The sequence below is a fragment of the Micromonospora sp. NBC_00421 genome, from assembly GCF_036017915.1.
GTDB lineage: Bacteria > Actinomycetota > Actinomycetes > Mycobacteriales > Micromonosporaceae > Micromonospora.
On the sequence record NZ_CP107929.1, the window covers coordinates 6,300,945 to 6,327,637 of the forward strand.

Below are 26,693 nucleotides of genomic sequence, written 5' to 3' on the forward strand. Positions count from 1 at the left end.
GGGCCGATGAGTCGTGCGGTGGAACAGTCGAACCGGGCCATGTTGCGGGCCCGGGACGCGATGGACCGGGCCTACGCCGAGCCGCTGGACATCCCGGCGCTGGCCCGGATCGCGCTGGTCTCCGAGGCGCACTTCATCCGCACCTTCCGGGCCACCTTCGGCGAGACCCCGCACCGCTACCTGCAACGACGTCGGGTGGAACGGGCGATGTCGCTGCTGGTGGAGACCGATCGGGACGTCACCGACATCTGTTTCGCCGTCGGGTTCAGCAGCCTCGGCTCGTTCAGCCGCACCTTCCGGCAGATCGTCGGCGAGTCGCCCACCGAATACCGCAGCAGCCGGTCGGCGGGCGACGGGCCGGTGCCGAGCTGCTTCGCCAAGGCCTGGACCAGGCCCAGCAGTTTTGGATAAGCAGCAGGTCAGGGGCCTGGCATAGCGTTCCCGGCATGACGATGAACGCGATCACCCGTTCCCAGCTCTACGTCCTCGACCAGGACGAGGCGCTCGACTTCTACGTCGGCAAGCTGGGTTTCGAGGTCAACACCGACCAGGATCTGGGCTTCATGCGGTGGCTGACGGTCAACGTGCCCGGCGACCCGCAGCGGGAGGTGCTGCTGGAGAAGCCCGGCCCGCCGGCGCTGGACCCGGCGACCGCCGAGCAGGTCCGGGAACTGCTGACCAAGGGCGCGATCGGCGGGTGGCTGAGCATCACCACCGACGACGCCCACAAGACGTACGAGGATCTGGTCGGCAAGGGGGTCGACATCACCGACGAGCCGACCGAGCGTCCGTACGGCATCGACTTCGGCATCCGCGACCCGTTCGGCAACCGGATCCGGATCGGCCAGATGTTTCCTCGGAGCTGACGCGGCGTCGCCGCGAAACCGGGGTGTGCGGGGTGTGGTCGCCGGGCTACCGTCGCCCGGTGACCACGCCGAGCCTCCCCGATCTGCCGAAGTGCGAGTTCGCCTTTCCCGGTCCGCTGCGCGACCAACTCGTGGCCGCCGTGCTCAGCGGGGAGAAGACCTCCACCACCGGCCTGCTCCAGGACTACGAGCGCGACGGCGAGCCGCTGCCCGCCGTGGGTGACCGGGCGGTGGTGGTCGACTCCGCCGACCGCCCGGTCGCGGTGATCGAGGTGATCGAGGTCCGCGTGGTCCGGCTCGGGGACATCGACCTCGACCATGCCCGGGACGAGGGGGAGGGGTACGACTCGGTGGCTGCCTGGCGGGCCGGCCACGAGGAGTTCTGGCACGGGTCGGACTACCTCGGCTGGCTCGGTGACGCCGGTTTCCGGGTGGACGACGACACCTCCGCCGTGGCCGAGCGTTTCCGGGTGGTCGGATGAGGGCGGGGACCCCGTCGCGGGGTGACGGCGCGGCGTGACCGTGGCGGCCCCGGTGCGGGCCGCGTGGCAGCGGGTTCCAGGTGGTCCACCGCCGGAGGGTGTGGCCGGCCGGTCAGCCGGTGGGCCGTTCCAGTTCGTCCCGGACGGTGAGGAAGTCCTCCTTGCGGTCGGGCTGCTTGGTCGCGGTCAGGAAGACCACCACGCCGGCGACCTCCGGGTCGGCCCAGGCGCAGGCGGTGAGGTGACCCTCGTCGGCGGTACGTCCCCGCCCGCACCGGGCCTCGCCGCCGAACCGCCCGAACTCGACCGTCCTGGGCTTGGGAATCTGGTACGGCTTCAGCAGCCGGGCCAGGGTGGCCTGCGGGTCGGCGATCGTGCCCGAGACGGCGCTCACCATGATCGTCTCGGGAGCCGGTCGCCCCCGGCTGTACGCCCCCTCGACGGTGCTGGTGGCGGGGGCGGCCTCCCTGGTCAGCTCGTTCAGCCGGAACCGGGGCAGCCCGGCTGGCAGCGGGGCACCGGAGCGGGGCAGGCCCAGCAGGGTGTCCGGGGTCCGCAGCGTCCGGGCGGCCGGGGTCGGGGCAGGGGCCGCCGGCCGTCCGACGTCGGACACCGCGCAACCGGCGGCCAGGACGGTGGCGGTCACGGCCGGCAGCGCCCCGGCCAGGCCGAACCGCCGACGCGCCCCGGCCAGGCCGAACCGGGTGTGCAGACCGGTCAGGACGGTTGGTCGACGCGGACCGGCGGGTCGTCTCTTCGGCACAACGCTCCTCGCAGGAATCGGAGCGGGTAGGTTATCCGATCTGCACCGTCCGGAAGCCTGACGCCCACCGCGACCGTGGTCAGCCGGTCGCGGTGGTCTTCAGCAGGAGGGTGGCCAGTTCGGGCGCGGCGGCCGGCGGCTGGGGACCGTCCGGGCAGTCGGTCCAGTCGACGCTGCGCGTTCCGACGGTCAGCCGGTAGGTGAAGGTGTCCGCGCAGCGGGCATCGGGTGGGCCGCCGCCGCTGCTGCGGGTGGCCGGGCCGGTGAGCGCCCGGAGCCGGTCGAGCTGAGCCGGGGTGAGTCGGCCGGTACGCGCCGTGCCGGACCGGTCGGTCGTGCTCCAGCGACCGTCGGGCTCGACGGTCACCGTGTCACGGTTTCCGGCGAAGCCGCCGGAGCGGGTCAGGGTGATCCGGGCGGGGGCGGGTTCCGCCGCCTCGGTGCCGTTCGCGGTGGCGTCGCCGGCAGTGGGGGTCGAGGCGGCAGTGGCGGTCGGGACGGCAGTGGGGGTCGAGGCGGCGGTGCCGGCCGTGCCGGTGGGGGTGACGGGCGACGGCGCAGGTCTGCCCGGGTCGGTCGCTGAGCAGCCGGTCAACAGGCTGACGGTGATCGAGATCTTGATCAGGACCAGGGCGGATGCTCTCATCCTGATGGGACGCGCATCGACACCGGTCGGTTCCCTCAGTAACACCCATCCCCCGTTCGGGCAGTGTCGTGTCATGGAATTGCTCCACCCCTTCTCTTTTCTTCGATGTATCGCTATATCTACATGCGTGACCACCCCCGTCACATCTTTCCCTTGCCAGGAGGGCACGTGAAAAGACCCCTCGCCGCCGTCAGCGCAGCTCTGCTCACCAGCGGACTGCTGACCTGCGTCGCCACCACAGCGCACGCGGCCCCCGCCGCCCCCGACACCGCCCCTGCCGCCCGCGCCGAGAGCCTGCTGCGCAGCAACCCGGGTGCGGTGCAGGGCACCAGCGGAGAGGCCTACCAGGCGGTCCGTACCAAGGTCGACGCCAACGGCGCGGCGCACACCCGGTACACCCGGACCTACCAGGGGTTGCGGGTCCACGGCGGTGACTTCGTCATCCACACCGCGCCCGACGGCACCCTCGCCGGCACCTCGGTCGGCCTGGCCGCTCCGCTCACCCTCGGCACCACCGCCAAGATCTCCCCGGCGGCGGCCAAGGCGATGGCGCGCAAGGCGTTCTCCGGCACGATCACCGAGGTGGGCGCACCGGAGCTCTTCGTCGACGCCACCTCCGGCAAGGGCCGGCTCGCCTGGGAGACCGTGTTGTCCGGCTGGAAGGCCGACGGACAGACCCCGTCGAAGCTGCACGTCGTGACCGACGCCAGCACCGGCCGGGTCACCAGCTCGCACGACGAGATCGAGTCGGTGGTCGGCAGCGGCCAGGGCATCTACACCGGCACGGTCAGCATCGACACCACGCTTTCCGGCAGCACGTACCAGATGATCGACCCGTCGCACGGCAACGGCCGCACCTGCGACATGAACAACGGCACCTCCACCTGCACCACCTTCACCGACGCCGACAACGCCTGGGGCGACGGCACCAACGCCAACCGGCAGTCCGCCGGGGTCGACGCCCACTTCGGGGCGGCCAAGACGTTCGACTACTTCAAGAACGTGCACGGCCGCAACGGCATCTTCGGCAACGGCACGGGCGTGCCGAGCCGGGTGCACTACGGCCGGAACTACATCAACGCCTTCTGGGACGGCGCCCAGATGACCTACGGCGACGGTGCCAGCAACGCCCGCCCGCTGGTCTCCCTCGACGTGGCCGGCCACGAGATGAGCCACGGCGTCACCGAGGCCGTCTCCGGCCTGGTCTACTCCGGCGAGTCTGGCGGCCTCAACGAGGCCACCAGCGACATCTTCGGCAACATGGTGGAGTTCTACGCCGCCGCGCCGAGCGATCCGGGCGACTACCAGGTCGGCGAGAAGATCAACATCAACGGCAACGGCACTCCGCTGCGCTACATGTACAACCCGTCGCTGGACGGCTCGTCCGACTCCTGCTGGACCACCAGCACCAAGAACAAGGACGTGCACTACTCCTCCGGCGTCGGCAACCACTTCTTCTTCGACCTCGCCGAGGGCACCGGCGCCACGTCGTACGGCACCTCGCCGGTCTGCGGCTCCGCTGCGGCGGTGACCGGGATCGGTCGGGAGAAGGCCGAGAAGATCTGGTTCCGCGCACTGGACGTGTACTTCACCTCCAACACGTCGTACGTCAACACCAGCACCCCGGCGAACACCGCCCGCGCCTACAGCCTCAAGGCGGCCACCGACCTGTACGGCAGCTGCTCCACTGAGTACAAGGCCGTCCAGGCGGCGTGGACCGCGGTGGCGGTGTCCGGCAGCGACGCCCCGTGCTCCTCGACCGGCAACGACTTCTCCGTCTCGCTCTCCCCGACCTCCGGCTCGGTGACCGCGGGCGGGTCGGTCGCCACCACCGTGGCCACCGCGACCACCAGCGGTACCGCGCAGACCGTGACGTTCTCCGCGTCCGGCCTGCCGACCGGCGCGACCGCGTCGTTCAGCCCGGCCTCGGTGACCTCGGGCGCCGCGTCGACCCTGACCATCGCCACCTCGGCCGGCACCCCGGCCGGCAGCTACCCGGTGACGGTCACCGGCACCGGCGCGGTGGCCCACTCGGCGAGCTACACGCTGACCGTGAGCAGCGTCGGTGGCAGCTGCACCGCCGGCCAGCTGCTGGGCAACCCCGGCTTCGAGTCCGGCAACACGGTCTGGGCGGCCAGCTCGGGCGTCATCGGGCAGAACGGCGCCAGCCAGCCCACCCACGGTGGCACCTGGAACGCCTGGCTGGGCGGCACCGGCCGGACCCTCACCGAGACGCTCACCCAGTCGGTGAGCCTGCCGGCCGGCTGCGCGTCGTACAACTTCAGCTTCTGGCTGCACATCGACTCGGTGGAGGTCACCACCACCACCGCGTACGACAAGCTGACGGTGCAGGTGCTCAACTCCTCAGGCACCGTGCTGGCGACCCTGGCGACCTACTCGAACCTGAACAAGGCCGCCGGCTACACCCAGCGCTCGTTCTCGCTGGCCGCGTACGCCGGCCAGAGCGTGACCCTCAAGTTCACCGGCACCGAGGACGCCTCGCTGCGGACGTCGTTCGTGGTCGACGACACCGCGCTCGACGTCTCCTGACCTGATCCCTGCGTCGGCGGCCCGGCGGCCACCCCTCGTGGGTGGTCGCCGGGCCCGCGCCGTTATGGTCGCCGCACCGGCACGGCACGTGCCGGTGGCGCGACGAGAGAGGTGGTGGCGGTGTCGGATGCGGAGCTGACCGTCGAGGTGACCGGCGCGGTGGCGACGGTGACGATCCGGAACCCGGCCCGGCGCAACGCGATGACCCCGGACATGTGGCGACGGCTGCCTGTGCTGCTGGACGGGCTGGAGGCCGACCCGGCCGTCCGCGCACTGGTGCTCACCGGTGCCGACGGGGCGTTCTGCGCCGGTGCCGACCTCGGTGACCTGGACGAGCTGCTGGACGCGAACGGGGACGCGGGCATCGCGGTCGCCGCCGAGGAGCGGCTGGCCGCTTTCGCCAAGCCCACAGTCGCGGCGGTGCAGGGCCCCTGCGTGGGCGGTGGTTGTCTGCTCGCGGTCGCCTGCGACCTGCGGATCGTCGCCCCGGACGCCCGGTTCGGGGTGCCGCCGGCCCGGCTCGGGCTGGTCTACCCGGCACCCACCACCCGGCGGTTGACCCGGCTCGTCGGCCCGTCCACGGCCAAGTTCCTGCTCTTCACCGCCGAGCTGATCGACGCCGAACGGGCGTTGCGGGTCGGCCTGGCCGACGAGGTGGCCGACGACCTGCCCGGCCGGGTCACCGCGATCACCGCCGCCATCGCCGCCCGCTCCCAGCTCAGCATCGCCGCCGCCAAGGAGATCGTCGACGACCGGGCCAGCCCGGCCCGGATCGCCTGGTGGCACCGGAAGGCGCGGGACAGCGGCGAGGCCCGCGAGGGGGTCGCCGCCCACCACGAACGCCGTACGCCCGACTTTCCCTGGTCCCCGTCGGCCGCCCACTGACCGTTGGCCGCCCGCTGACCGTCGGCCGCCCGGCTGCCACCGGCGGCAGGTCGCACCAGCACGGATGTAGTGGTAACGGGGCGGGGCGGATACCACTACATCCGCGATGGTGAGTCGAAGGGCGGCGCGTGGGAGTGGCGGGGCCGGTGGGCGGTTCGTCGGAGTGCCGGGGGCCGGCGGGCGTCGCGCCGGGGCGTACCCCGACGCGACCCCCTGTGCCCGCCGGCCGGTCCCGTCACCGCCCGGCGAGGCTCGCCCAGGTCGGCGTCGCCGGCTCCCGGCGCAGCGGCATGCCGGCCTCGGCCGGCGTCCGGTCCCCCTTGCGCTGGTTGCACCCGTAGCAGGCGGCGGTGGTGTTCCGCCAGCTGTTCCGACCGCCGCGCGAGCGGGGCAGCACGTGGTCGACGGTGCCGGCCGACCCGCCGCAGTACGCGCACCGCCCACCGTCGCGGCGCAGTACCCCGGCCCGGGACCAGGCCGGACCGGCGCTGAACCGCCAGCGGGTGACGACGTACCGGACGAGGCGGACCACCCGGGGGACGGGGAAGATCCCGATCACCCGGTCCGGCTCGGCCTCGTGGATCTCGGCGACCCGGCGGCACAGCATCCGGATCGCGTGTTGGACGGTGACCCGGTGCAGCGGGCCGAGGTCGGCGTTGATGACGAGGACGGCGTCCACCGGGCTCTCCCTTCGCGGTCGGTGGTCGATCGGACCGGTCGGCGAGGTCGCCCGGCCGCAGTGGAGCCGGCCGGGACGAACCCGCCGCCGGGCCCGCGTGGCGGCCCGGACGACGAAGGCCGCCCGGTCCTCGGATGGGACGGGCGGCCGGCGCGAAGGGCACGCGTCAGTCGGGGGTCCCGTCCCAGGGGTGTTCGGCTCGGCAACCGTCGATGGGTAGCGTCGACCACGCGCTGGTGAGGTGCGGCGACGTCATGGGCGTGCTCCCGATTCGACTGGTTGACCTTGCGTGGATCACGGTAGGCGCGGCGACGCAGGCGGGCAACGCATTTCGATGCGCGCCACCGCCACCCTGCCGTAGCGCGCCCACGGAGCACGGCTACGAGCGGACCGACCAGACGGTGACGTCGACCGAGGCCGGCGTCGCCTGGTAGCGGTTGTGGTCGATCCGGACGTAGTTGACCACCGTCGGCTCGCCAGGATCCGGCTGGCAGTAGGTGACCGGGGTGCGGTCGACCTGTTCGAGATCGATGCTCGAGTACCGCTGGGCCTTCGGGTTCCGGCAGGAAATAGACCGAGTCCTCGGCGAGCAGCTTCCAGTGCGGCGCGTCCGCAGGCGGCACCCAGTCCGGCCCCGGCGCTACCGGCCGGCGAGTGAACCCGCTACCGGCCGGCGAGCAGCCCCCGGGGGCGGATGGAGCGGACCGGTTCGGCGGCGGCCCCCTCGGCGCGCAGGATGTGGTTGGCGGCGATGATCCCGGTCGCCGCCGACCGCTCCATCAACGCGCTGGGGAAGTCGGTGCCGATGCCGTCCCCGGCCAGATAGAGGCCGTCGGCGTCGGTGCGTACCCCGGGTCGGCCGGGGTGGCTGCCCGGGGTGAACGCCGGAGCCTGCGCCTCGACCCGGGCGCGCAACTCCCGCACCCCCAGTCCGGCGACCTCCGGCCAGAGCGTGACCAGTTCGGTGCGCATCCGTTCGGCCAGTTCCCCGGCCGGCACCCCCTCGTCGCAGGCGTACGCGTGCAGCTCCACCACCGCGCCGCCGGTGCGCTGCGCCCACCGCCGGGACTCGTTCTCCAGCCGGTGGTAGAGGGTCACCGAGTCCAGGGTGGGCTGGCGGGACACCCCGCTGAACACCGCCCGGTCGGCCCGGACGTCCCCGTCGAGCCAGTACCGCGCCACCGCGTACGGCGGGCCGGGCCGACCGAACGCGGGCATCCGCGCCACCAGCCCGGGCGCCGCCGCGACCAGGCCGGGGGAGGCGGTGACCAGCGCGGCCAGCGCCGGCGGGTCGACGGCCAGCACCACGTGCCCGGCGGGGTACGACGTGCCGTCGGCGTCGGTGACCCGCCAGCCGTCCGACCCCCGGTCCAGCCGGGCGGCGGCGACCTCGGTGCGCACCCGACCGCCGTGCTTCTCCACGTACCGGGTCAGCGGCTGCCAGATCGCCGTGGCGTAGTCCTCGTCGGGGCAGTCGAACGCCAACCCCTCCGGGTTGCCCAGCAGATAGAAGTGGAACTGGGCGATCATCTCGGCGGCCGACATCTCGGTCTCGTGGTTGAAGAACGAGTGCGAGAAGACCTCGAACAGCATCGCCCGCGCCCGGTCCGGCAGTTTCAGCGAGGCGAGCAGCGCGTCGGCGGTGGTGTCGTCGAACTCGGCGTAGGTGCGCACCGGGTCGTAGCTGAGCAGCGGCAACGCGGCGTCCCGGTCCATCCGGCGCAGGTCGGTCAGGCGCAGGCTGGGGCTGCGCAGCAGTAGCGCCAGCAGGTTGGCCGGCGGGGCCGGGGGCAGCCTGCCGAACTCCTCGGTGGGCCACTGCGCGGACAGGATCGGGTAGCCGGGGATCGGCTTGAGGAAACCGAGCGTCGGATCGACCCGCCGCAGGATCGACCGCCAGTTGTAGTACTGCCTGAAGAACGCGTGGAAGCCGTGCTCGTTGACCTGGCTGCCGTCGGCGAGCGCCTCCGGCCACGCGCCGAGCCGGCCGCCAAGCGTCGGCGCGGCCTCCAGCACGGTGACGTCCACCCCGCGTTCGGCGAGCACCACCGCCGCCGACATGCCGGCGATCCCGCCACCCACCACCACGGCCGTGGTCGGCCGGGCCACCCGGGGGGCACCACCGCCGCCCGGGTCCACCTCGTGCTCGCGTACGCCGATGAGTCGACCCAGCTTCTGCGACAGCGCCATGTGCACCTTCCGACCCGAGGGGCCTCCAGTCTGCCTGACCAGGCTCGATCCGGCCCGGTCAGGCAGGTCCGCCACCGCCAGCGGAGGCGTCGGCGGGTCGCCCGGCGGCGAGCGGGGCACGGTCGGATGGGGGCCAGACGTACTCCAGGTCGGACGGGATGTCGCCGAACCTGGGGCGGTAGTGGTCCGGATCCTTGCGCAGCAGCGAGGACCGATGGCTCAGGTGCAGGTCGTCGCGGCCCAGCCAGGGCGGTAGCTCACCGGCGGCGGCCAGTTCGGCCTGGCTGCGTACCCGACCGGTGCCCCGGGCGGCGGTCAGGTCGGTGACCAGGGTCGCCGCGCAGGTGTCCGCCCGACCCGGTGCACACCACACCGCGCACACGTCCAACCCGTACCGGGTCAAGGCCTCCTCGTAACCGGCCCACATCTTCACCGCCGGGTGGTGGCGCCAGCCGTAGCCCGGCCGGGTCAGCCCGCGCAGCACCTGGATCGCCTCCACCCGCTGTTTGCCCAGCCGGCGCTGGTCGAGGACCCGCGCGCTGGCCAGGAAATCCGGGTACGGCAGGAACGTCTGCACGGCGCTGCTCTACCCACCACCGGGTCCGACATGCCTGCCCGCGATCACCCCGCGCGATTACCAGGGCTGCGTCCGCTGCGACCGGCTGACTACCATCCGGGCATGGCCGAACCCCTGCGGGACCGTGCCCGGCGCGCGACCGGCTGGCGGTTGCGGATGAACGGCGACTCCCGTCCGCACTACGTGGTCTGCGGCAACGACCCGTTGACGTACTGGGTGGTCCGGGCGCTGCTCGGCACCGAGCTGGCCCAGGGCCGGGTCCGGATCACCCTGGTCGTGCCGGAGCGCCGCCGCTCGGAGGGCCCCGACGGGCGGGACGTCGACGGCGTGCAGGTGATCCGGGCCGACCGGCTCGACGAGGCCACCTTCCGCCGGGCCGGCCTGGCCGGGGCGGACGGCCTGGCCCTGCTGCACCAGGACGACGTGGGCAACATGCACGCCGCGCTCTGCGCGCAGGAGGTCGAACCCCGGTTGCGCCTGGTGGTCCGGATGTTCAACACCAGCCTCGCCAACGGTCTGCGGCAACTCTTCCCCGACTCGGCCGTCCTCTCCGACGCCTCGATGGCCGCCCCGGCGTTCGTCGCCGCCGCCCTCGGCGAGGTCGCCCCGACCCACTTCCGGCACGGCGGTCGTACCCTCTACGTGGCCCGCCGGGGTGACGTCCGCCCCGCCGACGTGGTCTGCGGGCTGGCCGTCACCACCGACCCGGAGGTGGTCCGGGTGCTGCCCGCCGACGAGAAGGCCGCCGACGTGGTGCTCGCCGAGGCGACCGGCCAGCCGGCCGGCACCGAGCTGGCGGCCCGCCGGCTGGTCCGGGCCCGGCGTCGCCGGCAACCCCTCGCGGTGCTGCTCCGGGCGGTCCGCAGCTTCGCCACCCGCAAGATCGGCATCGCGGTGCTCACCCTGCTCGGGGTGATCGCCCTGCTCGGCTGGCTGAACGCCCGCGCGGTCGAGGTGAGCTGGACGGAGGCGCTCTACCTGACCCTGGTCACCACGCTCAGCGGCCAGGACCCGGACGTCGCCAAACCGGCCGCCGCCCAGATCATGCAGGTGGTGCTCAACCTGGCCGGGCTGGCGCTGATCCCGCTGATCACCGCCGTGGTGGTCGACGGGATCGTCAACGCCCGGCTGGCCCTGCACGCCGGCCGGATCCAGCCGGAACGCGCCGGGCACGTGGTGGTCGTCGGGCTGGGCAACATCGGTACCCGGGTGATGGCCCAGCTGCACGACTTCGGCGTCGAGGTGGTGGCGATCGACCGGAGTGCCGAGGCGCGCGGTGCGGCGCTGGCCCGACGGCTGGACGTGCCCCTGATCGTCGGGGACGCGGCCCGTGAGGAGACGCTGCGTTCGGCCTCGGTGGAGCACTGCCAGGCGCTCGTGGTGGTCTCCACCGACGACGGGGTCAACCTGCGGGCCGCGCTCAACGGCCGGGCGCTCAACCCGGAGCTGCGGGTGGTGCTGCGGCTCTTCGACGGCGACTTCGCCGAGCGGATCCAGCGGGCCTTCGGCATCGGCATCTCGCGCAGCGTGTCCTACCTGGCCGCGCCGTCGTTCGCCGCCGCGCTGCTGGACCGGGCGGTGATCGCCACCATCCCGGTCGACCGGCACGCCCTGCTGGTGGTGGAGGTGCCGGTGGTGGCCGGTGCCGCACTGGACGGCCGTCCGCTCGCCGCGGTGGCCCGCCCCGGCGAGGTACGCCTGCTGGCCCACTCCCGGCCCGGGCAGAAGACCGACTGGACGGCCGACCCCCGGATGGTGATCACGGCGGGGGACCGACTGACAGTGGTCGCCCGGCGGGCCGGGCTGAGCGCCCTGCTCCGGGAGACCACCCCGCCCCCGCCGCCGGCTGTCCCGCCGCCCGCCGGCGTACCGACGTCGCGGGATCCGCAGGAGTGACTAGCGGAGGTGGCGGAGGGCGTACCAGAGCGCGCCGAGGGCGAGCACGCCGAAACCGGCGAGGACGCTGGTGGTCGGCAGGCTGACCGCGAGCAGCAGGCAGCCGACCAGCCCCAGCACGGCGAGCGCCCGGACGGGCAGCCGTCGGGTCGGATCCCGGCCCAGGGTCAGTGCGGCGGCGTTGGTGATCGCGTAGTAGACAAGCACGGTGCAGCTGGAGAAGCCGATCGCCCCGCGTACGTCGCCGAGCGCCACCACCGCGACCACCACGGCGGCCACCGCCAGCTCGGCCCGGTGCGGGACCTGGCGGACCGGGTGCACGGCGGCCAGCGCGCCCGGCACGTCCCGGCGGCGGGCCATCGCCAGCAGGGTCCGGCCCACCCCGGCGAGCAGCGAGAGCAGCACCCCGGTCACCGCCACCGTCGCGCCGGCCCGGACCACCCAGGCCAGGCCGGGCAGCCCGGCGACGGTCACCACGTCGGCCAGTGGCGCGGCGGACGCGGCCAGCCGGTCGGGGCCGAGCACACCGACCGCGACCACCGCCAGGACCAGGTAGACCGCCAGCACCACGCCGAGGGCCAGCGGCACCGCCCGGGGGATCGTGCGGGCCGGGTCGCGGACCTCCTCGCCGAGGGTGGCGATCCGGGCGTACCCGGCGAAGGCGAAGAAGAGCAGCCCGGCGGCGGTCAGCACGCCCCGGGCCGGGCCGGCGCCCTCGGCGAGCCGGTCGAGCCGGACCTCCCCGGCGGCCAGGCCGGTCACCGCGACCAGGGCCAGCACCGCCAGCACCACGACCACGAGCACCTTCGTGGCGGCGACCGTCCGGGTGACGCCGCGCAGGTTCACCGCGGTCACCGCGAGCACCGCGCCGACCGCGACCAGCCGGGCCTGCCCCGGCCACAGGTACGCCCCGATGGTCAGCGCCATCGCCGCGCAGCTCGCCGTCTTGCCGACCACGAACCCCCAGCCGGCGAGGAAGCCGGCGAACGGGCCGAGGCGTTCCCGGCCGTAGACGTAGCTGCCGCCGGATTCCGGGTAGCGGGCCGCCAACCGGGCCGAGCTGGTCGCGTTGCAGTAGGCGATGAACCCGGCCAGCGCCAGCGCCACGAGCAGTCCGCTGCCACCGGCTGCGGCGGCGGCCGGGGCGAAGACCACGAAGACGCCCGCACCGAGCATCGCGCCGAGCCCGACGACCACCGCATCGGGTACGCCCAACCGCCGGCTCAGCCGATCCACCACGGCAGGTTACGGGTCGGAGGTGAACGGGCGGCCCTCATCGTGCGACCGGCCCGGGTCGGAGGTGAACGGGCGGTCCCAGGCGCGCAACCGGCCCGGCAACGGCAGCTCGTCCCAGGGGATCCGACGTAGCAGCCGATCTAGCAGGAGGCCGAGCAGTAGCCCCGCCACCGAGTCGGTCAGCCAGTGCCAGCCCAGGTAGGTGGTGGTGCACAGGACCACCACCGGCGGCACCACCCGGACGGCGGTGACCAGCGGCCGGGGCATCCGCCGGCCGACGGTACGCAGCAGCGGGGCGAGCAGCAGGGCGAGCACCCCGTACCAGACGATCGCGTTGGCCACGTGCCCCGACGGGTACGACTGGGCGTAGCCGACCGGCAGGTCGTGCTGGAACAGCGGCAGGGTCTGTTCCGGCGGCAGGAACGGTTCCTTGACGCTCGCGGTGGGGGCCGGGCGGGCCGTCCAGACCTTGAGCGGGCCGATGGTCAGCAGGGTGAGCACGAAGGCGACCACGGGAGGCAGCAGTGGACGGACCGAACGGAGCCGGACGGCCAGCAGCACCCCCAGGGCGGCGGCCGACATCGTCAACGGGCTGCCCTGGCCGAGCAGGTTGAGCGCCCTGGCGATCCAGTACGCGGTGGTCGGCCGGTGCGCGTCCGCCCAGTCGGCGACCGCCCGGTCGACGCCGAAGAGGTGGCCGGTGGCGAGGGCCACGGTCAGGCCGACCAGGGCGGCGAACAGCACCAGGTCGTACCACCAGCCGGCCGGGCGGACCGGCCTGAGCCGTGCTCCGTCGCGTACCGTCGTGGTGGTCTCCCGCACGCGATCACGCTACCGGCCGACCCCTGTGGCCGTGGTGGCGCGGCCGGGGTCTGGCGTGGTGCGACCCGGCGGCCGTGGTGGCGCGGCCCGTGGTCCGGCGTGGCGCGGCCCGTGGTCCGGCGTGGCGCGGCCCATGGTCCGGCGTGGCGCGGCCGGGGGTCTCGCGGGCCGGGGTCGATGTGTGTCGAACCACGAAGGGAGGCGCATGCCGGGGGCACCCGGCACACTTGTCCCCGTGCGGATCACCTCGGCCCTCGTCGACCCGGCGCTGCTCGACCTTCCCTGGTCGACCCCGCTGGAGGAGTGGCCCGCCCGGCACCTGGTGGCGCTGCCACAGGGCATCTCCCGGCACATCGTCCGGTTCGTCCGCCTCGGCGACTACGTGTACGCCGTCAAGGAGACCGGGGAGCGGGTCGCCGAACGCGAGTACGACCTGTTGCGGGCGCTGGAACGGATCGACTTCCCGTCGGTGGAGGCGATCGCGATCGTGGCCGACCGACAGGCCGACGACGGCACCCCGCTGGACCCGGTGCTGATCACCCGGCACCTCCAGTTCTCGCTGCCCTACCGGGCGCTGTTCTCCCGCACGCTGCGCCCGGAGACGATGGGCCGGCTGCTCGACGCCCTCGCCGTGCTGCTGGTCCGGATGCACCTGACCGGCTTCTTCTGGGGCGACTGCTCACTGTCCAACACCCTGTTCCGGCGCGACGCCGGGGCATTCGCCGCCTACCTGGTCGATGCCGAGACCGGTGCGCTGCACCGCTCGTTGTCCAACGGGCAGCGCGGCGAGGACCTGGAGATCGCCCGGGTCAACATCTTCGGCGAGGCGCTGGACCTCCAGGCTGCCGGGCTGCTGCACGAGTCGATCGACCCGGAGGTGGTCTGCGAGGAGGTCGTGCAGCGCTACGAGCGGCTCTGGCACGAGATCACCTACGAGCAGCAGATCGAGCGGGAGGCCCGGCACGACATCGAGGGCCGGATCCGCCGCCTCAACGACCTGGGTTTCGACGTGGCCGAGGTGGCCCTGTCGACGGTCGACGACGGGCGTTACCTGGTCCGCCCGAAGGTCGTCGACGCCGGCTACCACACCCGACGGCTGATCCGGCTCACCGGGTTGGACGCCGAGGAGAACCAGGCCCGCCGGCTCCTCAACGACCTGGACGCCTACCGGGTGGAGAGCGACCTGACCGACGAGCAGCAGGCCGCCCACCGCTGGCTGACCGAGGTCTTCGAGCCGGTCGTCCGGGCGGTCCCCGCCCACCTGCGGCACAAGCTGGAACCGCAGGAGATCTTCGCGCAGATCATCGAGCACAAGTGGCTGCTCTCCGAGCGGGCCCGTCGGGACGTGGGGATGGGCCCGGCGGTGCAGTCGTACCTGTCCGACGTGCTGGTGCACCGCCCCGACGAGCAGGCTGTCCTGGGTGTCGAGGTCCCCACCGCCTGACCTGCATTCTTCCCGGCCTGCCCTTCTTCCCGGCCTGCATTCTTCCCGGCCTGCCTTCTTCTGGCCCGCCCGTCGCGTGGCCCGCCCGTCGCGTGGCCCGCCCGTCGCGTGGCCCGCCCGTCGCGTGGCCCGTGCGTAGCGGGGCCCGCGCGCCTCCGGACCAGGTGGGCTCTCGCCGGTGCCTGGCCCACGCACCGTGACGACCCCGCGGTCCGCTCCAGGCCCAGGAAACCGCAGGTAGGACCTGCCATGCGCATCCTTTGGACCTGATGACGTAAACGAATCAGGATGCTTCACCGCGCATCCGGGGCACGTTTTAACGCAACACCGTTGCGTTAAAACGCCGTGGGCGGCTGGTCAACCCGGGACAGGAAGTGCCCGATCGGGGAGCGGGGTGGGCCCGCTTGGCGATCATGGAGTGGTGGTGCCGACCTTGGGGGCTTTACGGGCGTTCTGTCACCCACCACAACTCCATGATCGGCGAGGCAGCGGTGGTCGACGAACAGCCGTTCCACCTAACGCAACGGTGTTGCGTTTCCACGTGGCGAGCGATCAGGGGTATGTGCGGGCTCGTACGGGCTCCCCTGATCACTCTGCCGCCAATTCCCGCCTTCGTCCGGTTCCCGCCTTCGTCCGGTTCCCGCCTTCGTCCGGTCGCGGTCGCTACTCACCGCCGTAGTCCGCGCACCGTTGCCGGCCGCCTGCTCCCCGCCGGTTGCCGCGACCCGCCAGCCTCGGCCGAGGTCGCGCGGGCGCGCCCGTGACTCGTTAACGTCATCAGCTCTAAAGGACGCGCATGGCACATAATGGTGGTTGTGGGTCTGCACGTCTGTGTTGTTCATCGCGCGGACGGTTGAGAGCCGCACCGGACCGAGCCGGACCGAGCCGGACCGGACCGGACCGGACCGGACCGGACCGGACCGGACCGGACCGGACCGGACCGGACCGGATGAGGTTGAGCTGGGCCAGGACAGGGTCGGGGCGGGACAGGTTTCAGTCGAGCCAGGTGCCGGCGCGCATCACCCGGACCACGTTCAGCTCGTCGTCGAGCACCACCAGGTCGGCGCGGAGGCCCGCCTGGAGGGCACCCACCCGGTCACGCAGGCCGATGGCCCGGGCCGGGGTGGTGGCGACCATCCGTGCCGCGTCGGCGATCGGGATCCCGGCGGATACGGCGTGCCGCAGTGCGGCGTCCATGGTGAGGGTGCTGCCGGCGATCGCCCCGTCCCGGGTCAGGCGGGCCACCCCGTCGGCCACGGCTACCTGCTGGCCACCCAGCTCGTACTCGCCGTCGGGCATGCCGGCGGCGGCCATCGCGTCGGTGATCAGTGCGATCCGTTCCGGGCCGGCGACGCCGGTGGCGAAGGTGAGCATCCCGTCGTGCAGGTGCACCCCGTCGGCGACCAGTTCACAGACCACGTTCGGGGCCTCCAGCAGGGCCACCACCGGGCCGGGCTCGCGGTGGTGCAGCGGGCGCATCCCGTTGAACAGGTGGGTGCCGACGCTCGCCCCCGCCGAGACCGCGGCCCGGGTCTGCTCCCAGGTGGCGTCGGTGTGGCCGACGGCGGCGACCACACCGTGTGAGGTGAGCAGCTTGATCGCGTCCAGGGCACCGGGGCGCTCGGGTGCCAGGGTGACCATGCGTACCGTCCCCGCCCCCTCCTCTAGGAGTCGGGTGAGCTCGTCGGTGGACGGGTCGCGGAGGAATTCCGGGTTCTGCGCGCCGCACCGGATCTTCGACAGGTACGGCCCCTCGAAGTGGACGCCCGCCAGCACGCCCTCCCGGACCAGCGGCGCGAACGCGGCGGTGGCCGCCCGCATCAGGTCGAACGGGGCGCTGACCAGGCTGGCCAGCAGGGTGGTGGTGCCGTGGCGCCCGTGGAACGCGGCGGCCTCGCGGGCGGCGTCGGCGTCGCCGGCGGTGAAGGTGTGCCCGCCCCCGCCGTGGGTGTGCATGTCCACGAAGCCCGGCACGATCCAGTGCCCGTCGCGCTTGGCGGGGTACTCGGCGACGGCGGTGATCCGCTCGCCGTCCAGCTCCACGCACCCCTGCCGGACCACGCCGGTCGGGGTCACCACCTTGCCGGTCACCCGCTGGGTCATCGTCTCTCCAGACTGTCGAGGGCGAGCAGGGCGGCACCGAGGCAGCCGGCCTCGTCGCCGAGGGCCGCCGCGACCAGGCGCGGCTCCCGATGGAAGGTCATCCGTTCGTGCAGGGCCGCGCGGAGCGGGCCGAGCAGTTGCTCGCCGGCCCGGGCCAGACCGCCGCCGATGACCATGGTGTCCACGTCGTAGAGGGCCTGCCCGGTGGCGAGCCCGTCGGCCAGCGCCTCGACGGCCTCCCGCCACACCCGGCCGGCCAGTTCCTCACCGGCCGCCGCCCGCCCGGCCACCTCGGCCGCGCTCACCGCCGTACCGGCCGGGCGCGTTGCCGCGCCGGCCGGAGGTGCTGCCGTGCCGACTCCGGGCGGGCCGGCCTGCGTCGTTCCGTCGTCCAGTTCCGCGTAGCGGCGGGCGATGGCCGAGGCGGACGAGACGGCTTCCAGGCAGCCGGGCCGACCGCAGCCGCAGCGCGGGCCGTAGGGGCGTACCAGGATGTGGCCGATCTCGCCGGCCGCACCGTGCGCGCCGACGGCGGCCGACCCGGCGACCACGTGCGCGGCGGCGATGCCGGTGCCGATCGCGACGAAGAGCACGTGCCGGGCGTCCCGGCCGGCACCGAGCCGGGCCTCGGCGATCCCGCCCACCCGCACGTCGTGGCCGAGCACCGCCGGCAGCCCGAGCCGCGCCGCCACCAGTTCCCGCAGCGGTACGTCCCGGAAGCCGACATTCGCCGACCAGACCGCCACCCCGGCGGCCTCGTCGACCACCCCGGGTACGGCGACGCCGCAGGCCACCGGGGTCGATCCGGCGGCACGCGCCTTGTCGGCCAGCCCTCCGGCGACGGTCAGGACGGTCTCCACCACGGCGTCCGGGCCGCGTCCGGCGTCGGTCGGGTGGCGTTCGGTGTACGCCACGCTGCCGTCCGGGCGGACCAGGGCGCACTTCATCCCGGTCCCACCGACGTCCAGCGCGACGACGAGGTGTTCGCCGTCGCCCGGCCCGTCGGTCATGCCAGCACCACTGAGCGGGTCAGGTGTCGGGGCGCGTCCGGGTCCAGGCCGCGGCTGGTCGCCAGGGCCACCGCGAAGCGCTGGGCCAGGATCAGGTCGGCCATCGGGTCGACCGGGGTCCGGCCGGCCGCCCAACTGCCCAGCACGGTGTGGCATCCGTGGTGCCGGCTGTGCACGAACGCGGCCCCGGTGGCCGCCACGTCCTCCGGCAGACCGTCGGGCAGTTCCCCGAACGCCCAGACCAGTCGGCCGGGTGCGGCGATCGAGATGGGGCCGTGCCGGTAGTCCATCGCCGGGTACGCCTCGGCCCAGAAGGTGGCTGCCTCGCGGCACTTCAACGCGGCCTCCTGGGCCAGCCCGACGGTCCAGCCGCGACCGAGGAAGGTGGCCTGGTCGATGCGGGCCGGGTCGAGCGGCAGCGGGGCCCGGACGGCGACCTCGGCGTCGGCGGCCAGCGCCTCGACGTTGTCGCCGAGGTGGGCGCGGAGCAGCGCCAGGGCGGTGGTGGCGAACCGGGTCTGCACCACCGAACGCTCGTCGGCGAAGGGCATCGGCACGGCCGTGTCGGCAAGCGTGCCGGCGGGCGAGTCGGGGTCGCCGACCAGGACGGTGGTGGGTGTCCGGCCGCGCAGCGCGGCGAGCAGGTCGAGGACCTCGGTGGTGGTGCCGGAGCGGGTGATCGCGATCAGCCGGTCGTAGCGACGGTCGGTGGGGAACTCGCTGGCCTGGAAGGCGTCGGTCTCGCCGTGACCGGCCCGCTCGCGCAGCCCGGCGTACGCCATCGCCATGAACCACGACGTGCCGCAACCGACGACGGCGACCCGCTCGCCGGGTCGGGGGAGGCCGGTGGCGACGGTGTCGGCCAGCCGGGCCGCCTCCCGCCAGCAGTCGGGCTGGCTGGCGATCTCCGCGTCGACGTACGCCATGTGAACTCCTCGCACAGGGGAGGGAGGTGCGCAATACGGCTCATTACCACCGTCTTTCGCGCGTTATTCTGCGCGAATCGAGGCCGGTGTGGCAACCTGCCCCCGGATCGCGCAGAGCAGGGTTTTGCGCACCGCCAGTTTCGCGCACTACTGTGCACGCAATCAATCACCGTTCGGGCAGAGTCATCGGAGGCTCCACGTGGACCGGTACGCCAGGTGGAACGCTCTGCTCGAGATGCTCACCGGCAGCGGCCGGGTCAGCGTCGAGGAGGCCGCCGAGCGGCTGGACGTCTCCCAGGCCACCATCCGACGCGATTTCGACCAGCTCGCCCAGCAGCAGATGATCACCCGGACCCGGGGTGGCGCGGTCGCCAACGGCGTCTCGTACGACCTGCCGCTGCGGTACAAGACGGCCAAGCACTCGGCGGAGAAGCAGCGGATCGGCGCCGCCGCCGCCGCGCTCGTCTCCCCCGGCACCGTGGTCGGTCTCAACGGCGGCACCACCAGCACCGAGGTGGCCCGTGCCCTGGCCGTCCGGCCGGATCTGAACACCAACGCCGAGGGTGCCCAGCTCACCGTGGTCACCAACGCCCTGAACATCGCCAACGAGCTGCTGGTGCGCTCGCGGATGAAGGTCGTGGTCGCCGGGGGTGTGGTGCGGCCGAAGTCGTTCGAACTGGTCGGGCCGCTCGGCGGGGCGCTGCTGCGCGAGGTCACCCTGGACGTCGCCCTGTTGGGCGTGGACGCGCTCGATCCCCAGCTGGGTGCCGCCGCCCACCACGAGGGGGAGGCGGCGATGAACAACCTGATGGTGGCGCGGGCCAAGCGGGTGGTGATCATCGCGGACTCGTCCAAGCTGGGCGGTCACGCGTTCGCCCGGATCTGTCCGGTGGAACGGGTGGAGACCCTGGTGACCGACTCGGGGGCGGCCCCCGAGCTGGTCGACGCGTTCCGCGCCGCAGGCGTGGCCGTCGTCTGCGCCTGAGTGGCTCGTTGATACACCGTCGGTAGTGATCCGAACGCCGATGCATACCGGGTATTGCCATGGCGGGCATACCGAGTATGGTGTCCGCTGTCATAGCCCACCATCGGGGGAGGCGCAGCTTGTCGGCTGTCCTGGAGATCGAAGGTCTACGTAAGACGTACAAGAGCCGTCGGCGTGGTGTCCGCAACGCGCTGGACGGGTTCGACATGCGGGTGGAGGCCGGGCAGGTGCACGGCTTCCTCGGCCCCAACGGGTCGGGGAAGACCACCACGCTGCGCACCCTGCTCGGGCTGATCCGGCCGGACGGCGGGCGGATGGCGATCCTCGGCCACGAGGTGCCCGCCGCGCTGCCCAACGTCGCCGGCCAGGTCGGCGCGATCGTGGAGAGCCCGCAGTTCTTCCCGCACTTCACCGCCCGGGACACGCTGTCCCTGCTGGCCGGGGCCGGCGAGGTCCCCGCCGTACGGGTCGACGAGGTGCTGGAACTGGTCGGGCTGCGGGACCGGGCCGGCGAGCGGGTCAAGACGTACTCGCTCGGCATGAAGCAACGGCTCGCCGTCGCGTCCGCCCTGCTCAAGAACCCCAAGCTGCTGATCCTCGACGAGCCGGCCAACGGTCTCGACCCGGGCGGCATCCGGGAGATGCGCACCCTGATGCGCACCCTCGCCGAATCCGGGATGACCGTGGTGCTCTCCAGCCACATCCTCGGCGAGATCCAGCTCATCTGCGACGAGGTCACCATCATCTCGCTGGGCCGTCGGGTCGCCGCCGGCCCGGTGGACCAGGTGCTGGCCCAGCACTCGCACGGTGGCGTACGGGTGCGGCTGGACGCCGCCGAAGACCTCGCCGCCGCCGCCGACCTGCTCGGCCGGGCCGGCGTCGCGGTCACCCGCCACCCCGACCACCTGATGCTGGCCGGCGTCGACAAGCCGGCCACGGTCAGCCGGCTCCTCGCCGAACAGCACCTGTACGTCAGCGAACTGGCCCCGGTAGCGGTGGACCTGGAGAGCGTCTTCCTGGAGATCACCGCCACCGCACCGGTCCCCGGCCAGCACCGCCAGGTCGACGAGTCCACGAAGGTCGACGAGCCGGGTCACACCGGCAGCACCACGGGAGGGTGGGGCGCATGAGCCTGTACGTCACCGAACTGCGTCGGCTGGCCAAGCGCCGGCTCACCCGGGTCATGCTGGTCCTGCTCGTCCTCGGCCTGACCGGCGTCGTCACCGCCTTCACCTTCTCCAGCCACAAGCTCTCCCCGGCGGTGATCGCCCAGGCGCAGGCCGAGTCGGATGCCAACTTCCGGGAGGCCGTCAAGGACTGGGAGCGCTCGATCACCGAGTGCGAGGCGGCCAAGGCCCGCGGCGAGCAGACCGAGGACCGGTACGGCCCGAACTGCGGCCGGGACTGGCAGCCCACCGCGGACATGTTCGACCCGAAGTGGAACCTGCCGTACCAGTTCGACTTCCGGGGCGAGTTCGGGATCTTCGTCGCCGTCTTCGCCGGAGCGGTGGCGCTGTTCGCCTTCCTGATCGGCGCCTCCTTCGTGGGGGCCGAATGGAGCAGCGGCGGGATGATGAACCTGCTGCTGTGGCGGCCGAAACGGCTCGTCGTGCTCGGCACCAAACTGGCCGCCGTGTTCACCATGCTGACCGGGGTGACAGTGGTGCTGGGCGCGCTGTGGACGCTTGCCTTCTGGCTGATCGGCACGCACCGGGGGACCACCGCGAAGGTCACCTCCGGGGTCTGGCAGTCCACCGGGATCAGCTGGCTACGGGCGCTGGGGCTGATCCTCGCCGTCGGTGCGGTGGCGTTCGCGCTGGCCTCGCTGGGCCGGCACACCTCGATGGCGCTCGGCGTCGCCGTCGGCGTCGGTGTGATCAGCGAGATCGGCATCCGGATCGCCCTGACCATCGCCGGGGTCCGGTTCGGGGACCGTTGGGTGCTCTCCACCTATGCGCTGGCCTGGTTCCAGAAGCAGTGGAAACTGGTCGACTACCGCTCCTGTGAATTCGCCCAGGGCGAGTGCACCCCGAAGGAGATGCTGGTGACCTGGCAGGACTCGGCGCTGGTCTTCGGCATCGGCACCGCCGTGGTGATGGTCGCCGCGTTCTGGATGATGCGTCGGCGCGACATCACCTGAGCCGGCCGCCGCCCGGCGGCGGGTGACGTTCCGGCCCTGGCCGGAGCGTCACCCGCCCTGGTTAAGCTGGGGTTCCCCGGCCGGTCCGCCCGGTCGTCCCCCTTGCCGAGGAGCGCCATGTCGCCCGCCGACGCCGTACGCCGGTCCGAGCCGTCGCCGGATCCGGCCGACGCGTCGTCGCGGGTGCCGTCGCCCCGACCGGCCTCGGATGCCGAGCGGACCGACGAGCGAGCCGACGGGCGGACCGGTGAGCGGGCGTCGACCGGCGGCGACGAGTTGACCGAGCGGGAGTTGCGCATCCTCGCCTTCGAACAGCAGTGGTGGCGGCACGCCGGGGCCAAGGAGCAGGCCATCCGGGACACCTTCGGACTCTCCGCCACCCGTTACTACCAACTGCTCAACGGCCTGCTCGACCGCCCCGCCGCACTGGCCGCCGAGCCACTGCTGATCGGCCGGCTGCGTCGGCTACGTGCCTCCCGGGCCCGCAACCGACGCCGCTGAACGCCTGCGGACCGGTGTCGACGGCCCATCGGGGCGGCCTAGGCCTGACAGCGGAGCGTGAGATGTCCGGCGGCGATGGGACGACCGGCCGAGACCTCCGCCCAGACCGCCAGTCACCCACCAAAGGGGTGGACGACCGCCGGTAGGGGCGGCAGACTGCGGCACGTGGCAGGCGCGGTACGGCTGGAGCCGGTGGACGAGGCAAACCTGGAGTCGTTGCTCTCGGTAGCGGCGGCTGAGGCCGAGCCGAGTGACGTCATGCCACCGGTGGAGGCGCCCGCCGGCTGGTCGCACGCCCGCCGGGAGGCGTTCCGGGAATTCCACCGGGCCAGCTTCGGCGGCCTGGACGGCCCGACCCGTACCCTGATGTTCGCTGTGTGTGTCGGCGGCGAGGTGGTCGGCATGGTCCGGATGACCCGCCGCGACGCCCCCGGGTTGGTGGAGACGGGGATGTGGCTCGGGCGATCGGCACGGGGGCAGGGGCTCGGCGCCGCGGCCCTGCGGGAACTGCTGAACGCCGCTGCGGCGGCCGGCATGCACTCCGTCGTCGCGGAGACCACTCCGGACAACCTGGGGGCCGTCGCGGTGTTGCGTAACTGCGGTGCAAAACTCCGCAATGAGGGCCAGAAGGTGTACGCGGAGATCTCCCTCGACGCGACCCCGCCTGTCGCCGGCTGATCCCTCGGCCCTTCGATGTGGCCCGCACCCGGCCTCATCGGGTGCGCCGGCGGTGCGGGTGGCGCGGCGCCGACGGTGGCGGTGTGCGGCGGTGTGCGGTGGCGGTGTGCGCTGACGGTGCGACGGTGCGGTGGCGGCGTCTGGTGGTGCGGTGGCGGCGTGTCGCTGCCCTCCCATGCTTCCCGCAGTAACCTCCCATGCTTCCCGCAGTAAGTGGTATGCCTGGCTGTCATATTCATGCCGCTCAGGCATACCGCTCACGGCAACATCTACTTGTTCGCGGCGACACGCCCGGACGGGCCGGCCAAGCATCCTGCGACCTGCTGGCCTATGACTACCCGCCCGAACGCCCGAACGCCCGAACGCCGGGACCCGCCCGAAACTACGCGCAGGTCAACCCGCGTGCTTGTCCGCGTACGCGGCGAGCCAGGCGACCTGCGCGGGATCCAGGGACGGGCGGACACGGCGGCGGGCGGTGGCGACGTGGACGGCGGTGACCGTGGCGGCGGACAGCGACTCCCGCATCGCGGCCAGCGCCGCCTCCCGCACCAGCGCCGCGCAGTCCGCCGCCGAGAAGCCGGTCAGCTCCTCGCCGAGCGCGGCCAGGTCGACGTCCTCGGCGAGCGGCACGGCGCGGGACGCGGCGCGCAGGATCTCCGCCCGGGCCCGCCCGTCCGGTGGCGGCACGTACACCAGCCGTTCCAGTCGGCCGGGGCGCAGCAGCGCCGGGTCGACCAGGTCCGGTCGGTTGGTCGCCCCGACCACCACCACGTTGCGCAGCGCTTCCACCCCGTCCAGCTCGGTCAGCAGCGCGGCCACCACCCGGTCGGTCGTACCGCCGTCGGTGGCCTGGCCACGCACCGGGGCCAGCGCGTCCATCTCATCGAGGAAGACAAGCGTCGGCGCTGCCTCGCGGGCCCGGCGGAACAGCTCGCGGACCGCCCGCTCGCTCTCGCCGACCCACTTGGAGAGCAGTTCGGCGCCCTTCACCGACAGCACGTTCGCCCGCCCGGTCCCGGCCAGCGCGGTCACCAGGTAGGTCTTGCCGCAGCCCGGCGGCCCGTAGAGCAGCACCCCACGGGGCGGCTGCACCCCCAACCGGGCGAAGGTGTCCGGGTAGGTAAGCGGCCAGAGCACCGACTCGGTGAGGGTCTGCTTCACCTCACCCAGCCCACCGACGTCGTCGAGGGTGACCGAGGCCAGCTCCAGTGTGGACGCCGTCATGGTGGTCGGCCGGACCACCTCCAGCGCCGCCGAGAAGTCGGCCATCGTTACCGTCGGCGTCTCGGCCGTCTTCTGCCGCAGCGCCGCCCGTACACCGGCCTCCCGGACCAGCGCGGCCAGGTCGGCGGCGACGAACCCGGGGGTACGACCTGCCACCTCGTCGAGCCGGACGTCCTCGGCCAGCGGCACCTGCCGGGTCAGCACGGTCAACTGCTCCCGGCGCAGCGCCGGATCGGGCAGCGGCACGGTGATCCGCAACGACAGCAGGTCGGGCGCCCGCAACCCCGGGTCGACCGACTCCGGACGGGAGGTGGTGCACACCACCGCCGTACCCGATCGGACGGCCCCGGCGACCACCTGCCGGAAGACGGTGGCCAGCGGCCCGGCGTCCTCGGCCGGGGCCAGCGCCTCCACGTCGGTGACCAGCAGCACCGCCGGCCCGCCGTCGGCCAGTTCGGCGGCGGCCGCACGCAGCCGCCGGGCGGCCGCGTCGTTGGTCAGCGCGGCGAGTTCCGGTGCCCACAGCGGGCGTACCCGGGCCCTGACCGCCTTCGCCACCGCCCGCACCAGCGCCGACTTGCCCGAGCCGGCCGGCCCGCTGATCAGCACGCCGAGCGAGACAGTGGTGCCCAGCCGGCCCAGCACCTCCCGGTGGTGGAAGCCCAGGTCCAGCAGCTCGGTCAACTCCTCGGCCTGACCGCGCAGCCCGGGCAGCTCGTCCACGTGCGGCACGTCGTGGTCGTCCACCGCCTCGTCGTTCACCCCGGCGACAGTTGCGGCCGGTGGCCCACCGGCCGCCGGATCCGCCGAGGTGCCGGTCGGGCCGGCGGGGGTGCCGGTCGCCCGGCCGGGCCAGGAACCGTCGGTGCGGGTGGTCCGATCCCGGTCCGGGCGGGCCGGGCCGGAGGAGCCGTGGGTGACCTGGCCGTGTTCCCAGCCGACCACGGTGTCCATGGTCACCAGGGCACCGGTCGCCGGTTCGGCGGCGACCACGGTGAGCAGGGTGCTCGTCCAGGCGTACCCGACGGTGTTGGCGAGGCTGCGGCGGGCGGCCTCGACCAGGCCGCGTACCGAGGCGTCGGGGAGGACGTCCTGGGGCAGCAGGGAGACGTTGTCGCCCTCGGTGACCACCTTGCCGAGCAGGGCGAGCCGGAGCATCTCCGGGGACACCGCGGCGAGGACCGGCACCGGGCCGGTCAGGGTCACCCGCCGGGCCGGGGTCACCGGCATCGGGCCGACCGTCACCTGACCGCCGTCGCGCAGGCCGAGGTTGCCCAGGGTGAGATCGTCGGCGTAGAGCAGGGCGGCGCTGGCGGTCGGCTCGGCGGGCGCGACGATCCCGGCGGTGACCCGTCGACCGGCCAGCCGGACCGGGTCACCCGGACGGAGCGCCAGGGCGGTGAGCACCTCCGGGTGCAGCCGGACGATGCCGCGTCGGGCGTCCAACGCTGCCGGGCGCAGGCTGGCGGTCAGGGTCAGGTCCGGTTCGGGCATCGCCCGACAGTAGCCGCCCGTTGCTGCGGACACCCGGTCAGACGTCGTTGTCGAGCAGCGTGGGGTCGCGTCGGATCAGCTCGGCCAGCCGGGCCGCCGGGTCGACGCCGGGCATCTCCCGCGCCGGCGTCCACGCCGGTGGCGTCCGGTCCGCCAGCGGCCAGGCCGGCGGTGGCGTGACCGGGGGGTCGGCGGCGGCCCGCGTCTCGGCCTCCGCCCGGCCGCTCCGGGCCCCGGTGTCCGTCCGCTCCACCCGCAGCGGGTACGTCTGCCCGCCGTACTCGACGCGCAGCACCACCGCCAGGCCGGGATGGGCGGCGACCACCCGACGGACCGCCTCGGCCACCTCCTCCACGGGGTCGGACCCGCTGACGGCGGACACCGCCGGTCTGGCCCACCCCGGCCCGGTCCGGGCCAGTTCCGCCGGGGCCGGGCCGGGCCACCCGGGTGCCGTGGGCGCCTGGCCGGTCGCCTCGAAGGCCAGCGTCGGCGTGTCGTCGTCGACCTCCGTGTCCTGGTCGGCCGACCGGCGACGGCGGGCCTCCTCACGGCGGGCCAGCCGGGCCAGTGTCTCGTCCAGACCACCCCTCATCACG

24 protein-coding genes are annotated in these 26,693 nt (G+C 73.3%); 12 read left to right on the forward strand and 12 right to left on the reverse strand.

Annotated elements, in window-relative coordinates; all coding sequences use genetic code 11:
- Positions 1-6: 6 nt before the first annotated feature.
- From OHQ87_RS27010 to OHQ87_RS27020, 3 genes are read left to right on the forward strand one after another with little or no spacing between them, the layout of a single operon-like run.
- Complete coding sequence (locus OHQ87_RS27010; protein ID WP_442930607.1) at positions 7-411, forward strand: helix-turn-helix domain-containing protein; 405 nt, start codon at positions 7-9, stop codon at positions 409-411.
- A 35-nt stretch (positions 412-446) separates the two neighbouring features.
- Complete coding sequence (locus tag OHQ87_RS27015) at positions 447-866, forward strand: VOC family protein (protein WP_328342407.1); 420 nt, start codon at positions 447-449, stop codon at positions 864-866.
- 59 nt (positions 867-925) lie between these two features.
- Entirely contained in the window at positions 926-1,348 is a 423-nt protein-coding gene (locus OHQ87_RS27020; protein WP_328342409.1) for an ASCH domain-containing protein, read from the forward strand.
- 112 nt (positions 1,349-1,460) lie between these two features.
- Here the strand turns inward: OHQ87_RS27020 and OHQ87_RS27025 are convergent, their stop codons facing one another.
- Both OHQ87_RS27025 and OHQ87_RS27030 read right to left on the reverse strand, forming a co-directional pair.
- Complete coding sequence (locus OHQ87_RS27025; protein WP_328342410.1) at positions 1,461-2,111, reverse strand: hypothetical protein; 651 nt, start codon at positions 2,109-2,111, stop codon at positions 1,461-1,463.
- Between the two features lie 79 nt (positions 2,112-2,190).
- A complete protein-coding gene (locus OHQ87_RS27030; RefSeq protein WP_328342411.1) occupies positions 2,191-2,757 on the reverse strand; it encodes a hypothetical protein in 567 nt (188 codons plus the stop codon).
- Between the two features lie 168 nt (positions 2,758-2,925).
- Between OHQ87_RS27030 and OHQ87_RS27035 the strand changes: the two genes are divergently transcribed.
- A complete protein-coding gene (locus OHQ87_RS27035; RefSeq protein ID WP_328342412.1) occupies positions 2,926-5,307 on the forward strand; it encodes a M4 family metallopeptidase in 2,382 nt (793 codons plus the stop codon).
- A 114-nt stretch (positions 5,308-5,421) separates the two neighbouring features.
- The gene (locus OHQ87_RS27040) at positions 5,422-6,192 is read left to right on the forward strand and encodes an enoyl-CoA hydratase/isomerase family protein (RefSeq protein WP_328342414.1); all 771 of its coding nucleotides are present in this window, start codon (positions 5,422-5,424) and stop codon (positions 6,190-6,192) included.
- A gap of 235 nt (positions 6,193-6,427) precedes the next feature.
- On the opposite strand, the gene OHQ87_RS27045 is transcribed toward OHQ87_RS27040, so the two are convergent.
- The 3 genes from OHQ87_RS27045 to OHQ87_RS27055 all read right to left on the reverse strand — a co-directional run bounded on the left by OHQ87_RS27045 (position 6,428) and on the right by OHQ87_RS27055 (position 9,638).
- Positions 6,428-6,871 (reverse strand): HNH endonuclease, encoded by a 444-nt coding sequence (locus OHQ87_RS27045; RefSeq protein WP_328342416.1) that lies wholly within the window; start codon positions 6,869-6,871, stop codon positions 6,428-6,430.
- Positions 6,872-7,534: 663 nt separating this feature from the next.
- Positions 7,535-9,061 carry an FAD-dependent oxidoreductase gene (locus OHQ87_RS27050; protein ID WP_328342417.1) on the reverse strand — a complete coding sequence of 509 codons (1,527 nt, stop codon included), beginning with the start codon at positions 9,059-9,061 and terminating at the stop codon, positions 7,535-7,537.
- A gap of 58 nt (positions 9,062-9,119) precedes the next feature.
- Positions 9,120-9,638: an MSMEG_6728 family protein gene (locus tag OHQ87_RS27055; protein WP_328342418.1), complete on the reverse strand. Its 519-nt coding sequence runs from the start codon at positions 9,636-9,638 to the stop codon at positions 9,120-9,122.
- 102 nt (positions 9,639-9,740) lie between these two features.
- Here OHQ87_RS27055 and OHQ87_RS27060 point away from each other — a divergent pair, with 102 nt between their 5' ends.
- Positions 9,741-11,534: an NAD-binding protein gene (locus tag OHQ87_RS27060; protein ID WP_328342419.1), complete on the forward strand. Its 1,794-nt coding sequence runs from the start codon at positions 9,741-9,743 to the stop codon at positions 11,532-11,534.
- Here the strand turns inward: OHQ87_RS27060 and OHQ87_RS27065 are convergent, their stop codons facing one another.
- Positions 11,535-12,770 (reverse strand): APC family permease, encoded by a 1,236-nt coding sequence (locus tag OHQ87_RS27065; protein WP_328342420.1) that lies wholly within the window; start codon positions 12,768-12,770, stop codon positions 11,535-11,537.
- Between the two features lie 9 nt (positions 12,771-12,779).
- Complete coding sequence (locus OHQ87_RS27070) at positions 12,780-13,592, reverse strand: phosphatase PAP2 family protein (RefSeq protein WP_328342422.1); 813 nt, start codon at positions 13,590-13,592, stop codon at positions 12,780-12,782.
- A gap of 181 nt (positions 13,593-13,773) precedes the next feature.
- On the opposite strand from OHQ87_RS27070, the gene OHQ87_RS27075 reads away from it, so the two are divergent.
- Entirely contained in the window at positions 13,774-15,036 is a 1,263-nt protein-coding gene (locus OHQ87_RS27075; RefSeq protein WP_442930608.1) for a DUF4032 domain-containing protein, read from the forward strand.
- A 993-nt stretch (positions 15,037-16,029) separates the two neighbouring features.
- On the opposite strand, the gene nagA is transcribed toward OHQ87_RS27075, so the two are convergent.
- The 3 genes from nagA to OHQ87_RS27090 are packed head-to-tail and all read right to left on the reverse strand — an operon-like array spanning position 16,030 to position 19,075.
- Complete coding sequence (gene nagA, locus OHQ87_RS27080) at positions 16,030-17,139, reverse strand: N-acetylglucosamine-6-phosphate deacetylase (protein ID WP_328342427.1); 1,110 nt, start codon at positions 17,137-17,139, stop codon at positions 16,030-16,032.
- Complete coding sequence (locus OHQ87_RS27085; protein ID WP_328342429.1) at positions 17,136-18,149, reverse strand: ROK family protein; 1,014 nt, start codon at positions 18,147-18,149, stop codon at positions 17,136-17,138. Before OHQ87_RS27085 ends, nagA begins: the two co-directional genes overlap by 4 nt.
- Positions 18,146-19,075, reverse strand: a complete 930-nt coding sequence (locus OHQ87_RS27090; RefSeq protein WP_328342431.1) for an SIS domain-containing protein — start codon at positions 19,073-19,075, stop codon at positions 18,146-18,148. The genes OHQ87_RS27085 and OHQ87_RS27090 overlap by 4 nt, the downstream gene beginning before the upstream one ends.
- 199 nt (positions 19,076-19,274) lie before the next feature.
- Here OHQ87_RS27090 and OHQ87_RS27095 point away from each other — a divergent pair, with 199 nt between their 5' ends.
- The 5 genes from OHQ87_RS27095 to OHQ87_RS27115 all read left to right on the forward strand — a co-directional run bounded on the left by OHQ87_RS27095 (position 19,275) and on the right by OHQ87_RS27115 (position 23,379).
- Complete coding sequence (locus OHQ87_RS27095) at positions 19,275-20,060, forward strand: DeoR/GlpR family DNA-binding transcription regulator (RefSeq protein ID WP_328342433.1); 786 nt, start codon at positions 19,275-19,277, stop codon at positions 20,058-20,060.
- Between the two features lie 119 nt (positions 20,061-20,179).
- Complete coding sequence (locus OHQ87_RS27100; protein ID WP_328342435.1) at positions 20,180-21,190, forward strand: ABC transporter ATP-binding protein; 1,011 nt, start codon at positions 20,180-20,182, stop codon at positions 21,188-21,190.
- Positions 21,187-22,200 (forward strand): ABC transporter permease subunit, encoded by a 1,014-nt coding sequence (locus tag OHQ87_RS27105; protein ID WP_328342437.1) that lies wholly within the window; start codon positions 21,187-21,189, stop codon positions 22,198-22,200. Before OHQ87_RS27100 ends, OHQ87_RS27105 begins: the two co-directional genes overlap by 4 nt.
- A 117-nt stretch (positions 22,201-22,317) precedes the next feature.
- Positions 22,318-22,701, forward strand: coding sequence for a DUF3263 domain-containing protein (locus OHQ87_RS27110; RefSeq protein WP_328342439.1), 384 nt, complete (start codon positions 22,318-22,320; stop codon positions 22,699-22,701).
- 165 nt (positions 22,702-22,866) lie between these two features.
- Positions 22,867-23,379 (forward strand): GNAT family N-acetyltransferase, encoded by a 513-nt coding sequence (locus OHQ87_RS27115; RefSeq protein ID WP_328342441.1) that lies wholly within the window; start codon positions 22,867-22,869, stop codon positions 23,377-23,379.
- 393 nt (positions 23,380-23,772) lie between these two features.
- On the opposite strand, the gene OHQ87_RS27120 is transcribed toward OHQ87_RS27115, so the two are convergent.
- Entirely contained in the window at positions 23,773-26,097 is a 2,325-nt protein-coding gene (locus tag OHQ87_RS27120; RefSeq protein WP_328342442.1) for an AAA family ATPase, read from the reverse strand.
- Positions 26,098-26,134: 37 nt separating this feature from the next.
- Positions 26,135-26,689 carry a hypothetical protein gene (locus tag OHQ87_RS27125; protein ID WP_328342443.1) on the reverse strand — a complete coding sequence of 185 codons (555 nt, stop codon included), beginning with the start codon at positions 26,687-26,689 and terminating at the stop codon, positions 26,135-26,137.
- Positions 26,690-26,693 lie beyond the last annotated feature (4 nt).

Excerpts from the sequence above, each read along its gene's own strand:
- OHQ87_RS27090 (WP_328342431.1), bottom strand. The coding sequence starts at position 19,075 with ATGGCGTACGTCGACGCGGAGATCGCCAGCCAGCCCGACTGCTGGCGG.
- OHQ87_RS27085 (WP_328342429.1), bottom strand. The coding sequence starts at position 18,149 with ATGACCGACGGGCCGGGCGACGGCGAACACCTCGTCGTCGCGCTGGAC.
- OHQ87_RS27050 (WP_328342417.1), bottom strand. The coding sequence starts at position 9,061 with ATGGCGCTGTCGCAGAAGCTGGGTCGACTCATCGGCGTACGCGAGCAC.
- OHQ87_RS27015 (WP_328342407.1), top strand. The coding sequence starts at position 447 with ATGACGATGAACGCGATCACCCGTTCCCAGCTCTACGTCCTCGACCAG.
- OHQ87_RS27125 (WP_328342443.1), bottom strand. The coding sequence starts at position 26,689 with ATGAGGGGTGGTCTGGACGAGACACTGGCCCGGCTGGCCCGCCGTGAG.
- OHQ87_RS27110 (WP_328342439.1), top strand. The coding sequence starts at position 22,318 with ATGTCGCCCGCCGACGCCGTACGCCGGTCCGAGCCGTCGCCGGATCCG.
- OHQ87_RS27105 (WP_328342437.1), top strand. The coding sequence starts at position 21,187 with ATGAGCCTGTACGTCACCGAACTGCGTCGGCTGGCCAAGCGCCGGCTC.
- OHQ87_RS27060 (WP_328342419.1), top strand. The coding sequence starts at position 9,741 with ATGGCCGAACCCCTGCGGGACCGTGCCCGGCGCGCGACCGGCTGGCGG.
- OHQ87_RS27030 (WP_328342411.1), bottom strand. The coding sequence starts at position 2,757 with ATGAGAGCATCCGCCCTGGTCCTGATCAAGATCTCGATCACCGTCAGC.
- nagA (WP_328342427.1), bottom strand. The coding sequence starts at position 17,139 with ATGACCCAGCGGGTGACCGGCAAGGTGGTGACCCCGACCGGCGTGGTC.
- OHQ87_RS27010 (WP_442930607.1), top strand. The coding sequence starts at position 7 with ATGAGTCGTGCGGTGGAACAGTCGAACCGGGCCATGTTGCGGGCCCGG.
- OHQ87_RS27120 (WP_328342442.1), bottom strand. The coding sequence starts at position 26,097 with ATGCCCGAACCGGACCTGACCCTGACCGCCAGCCTGCGCCCGGCAGCG.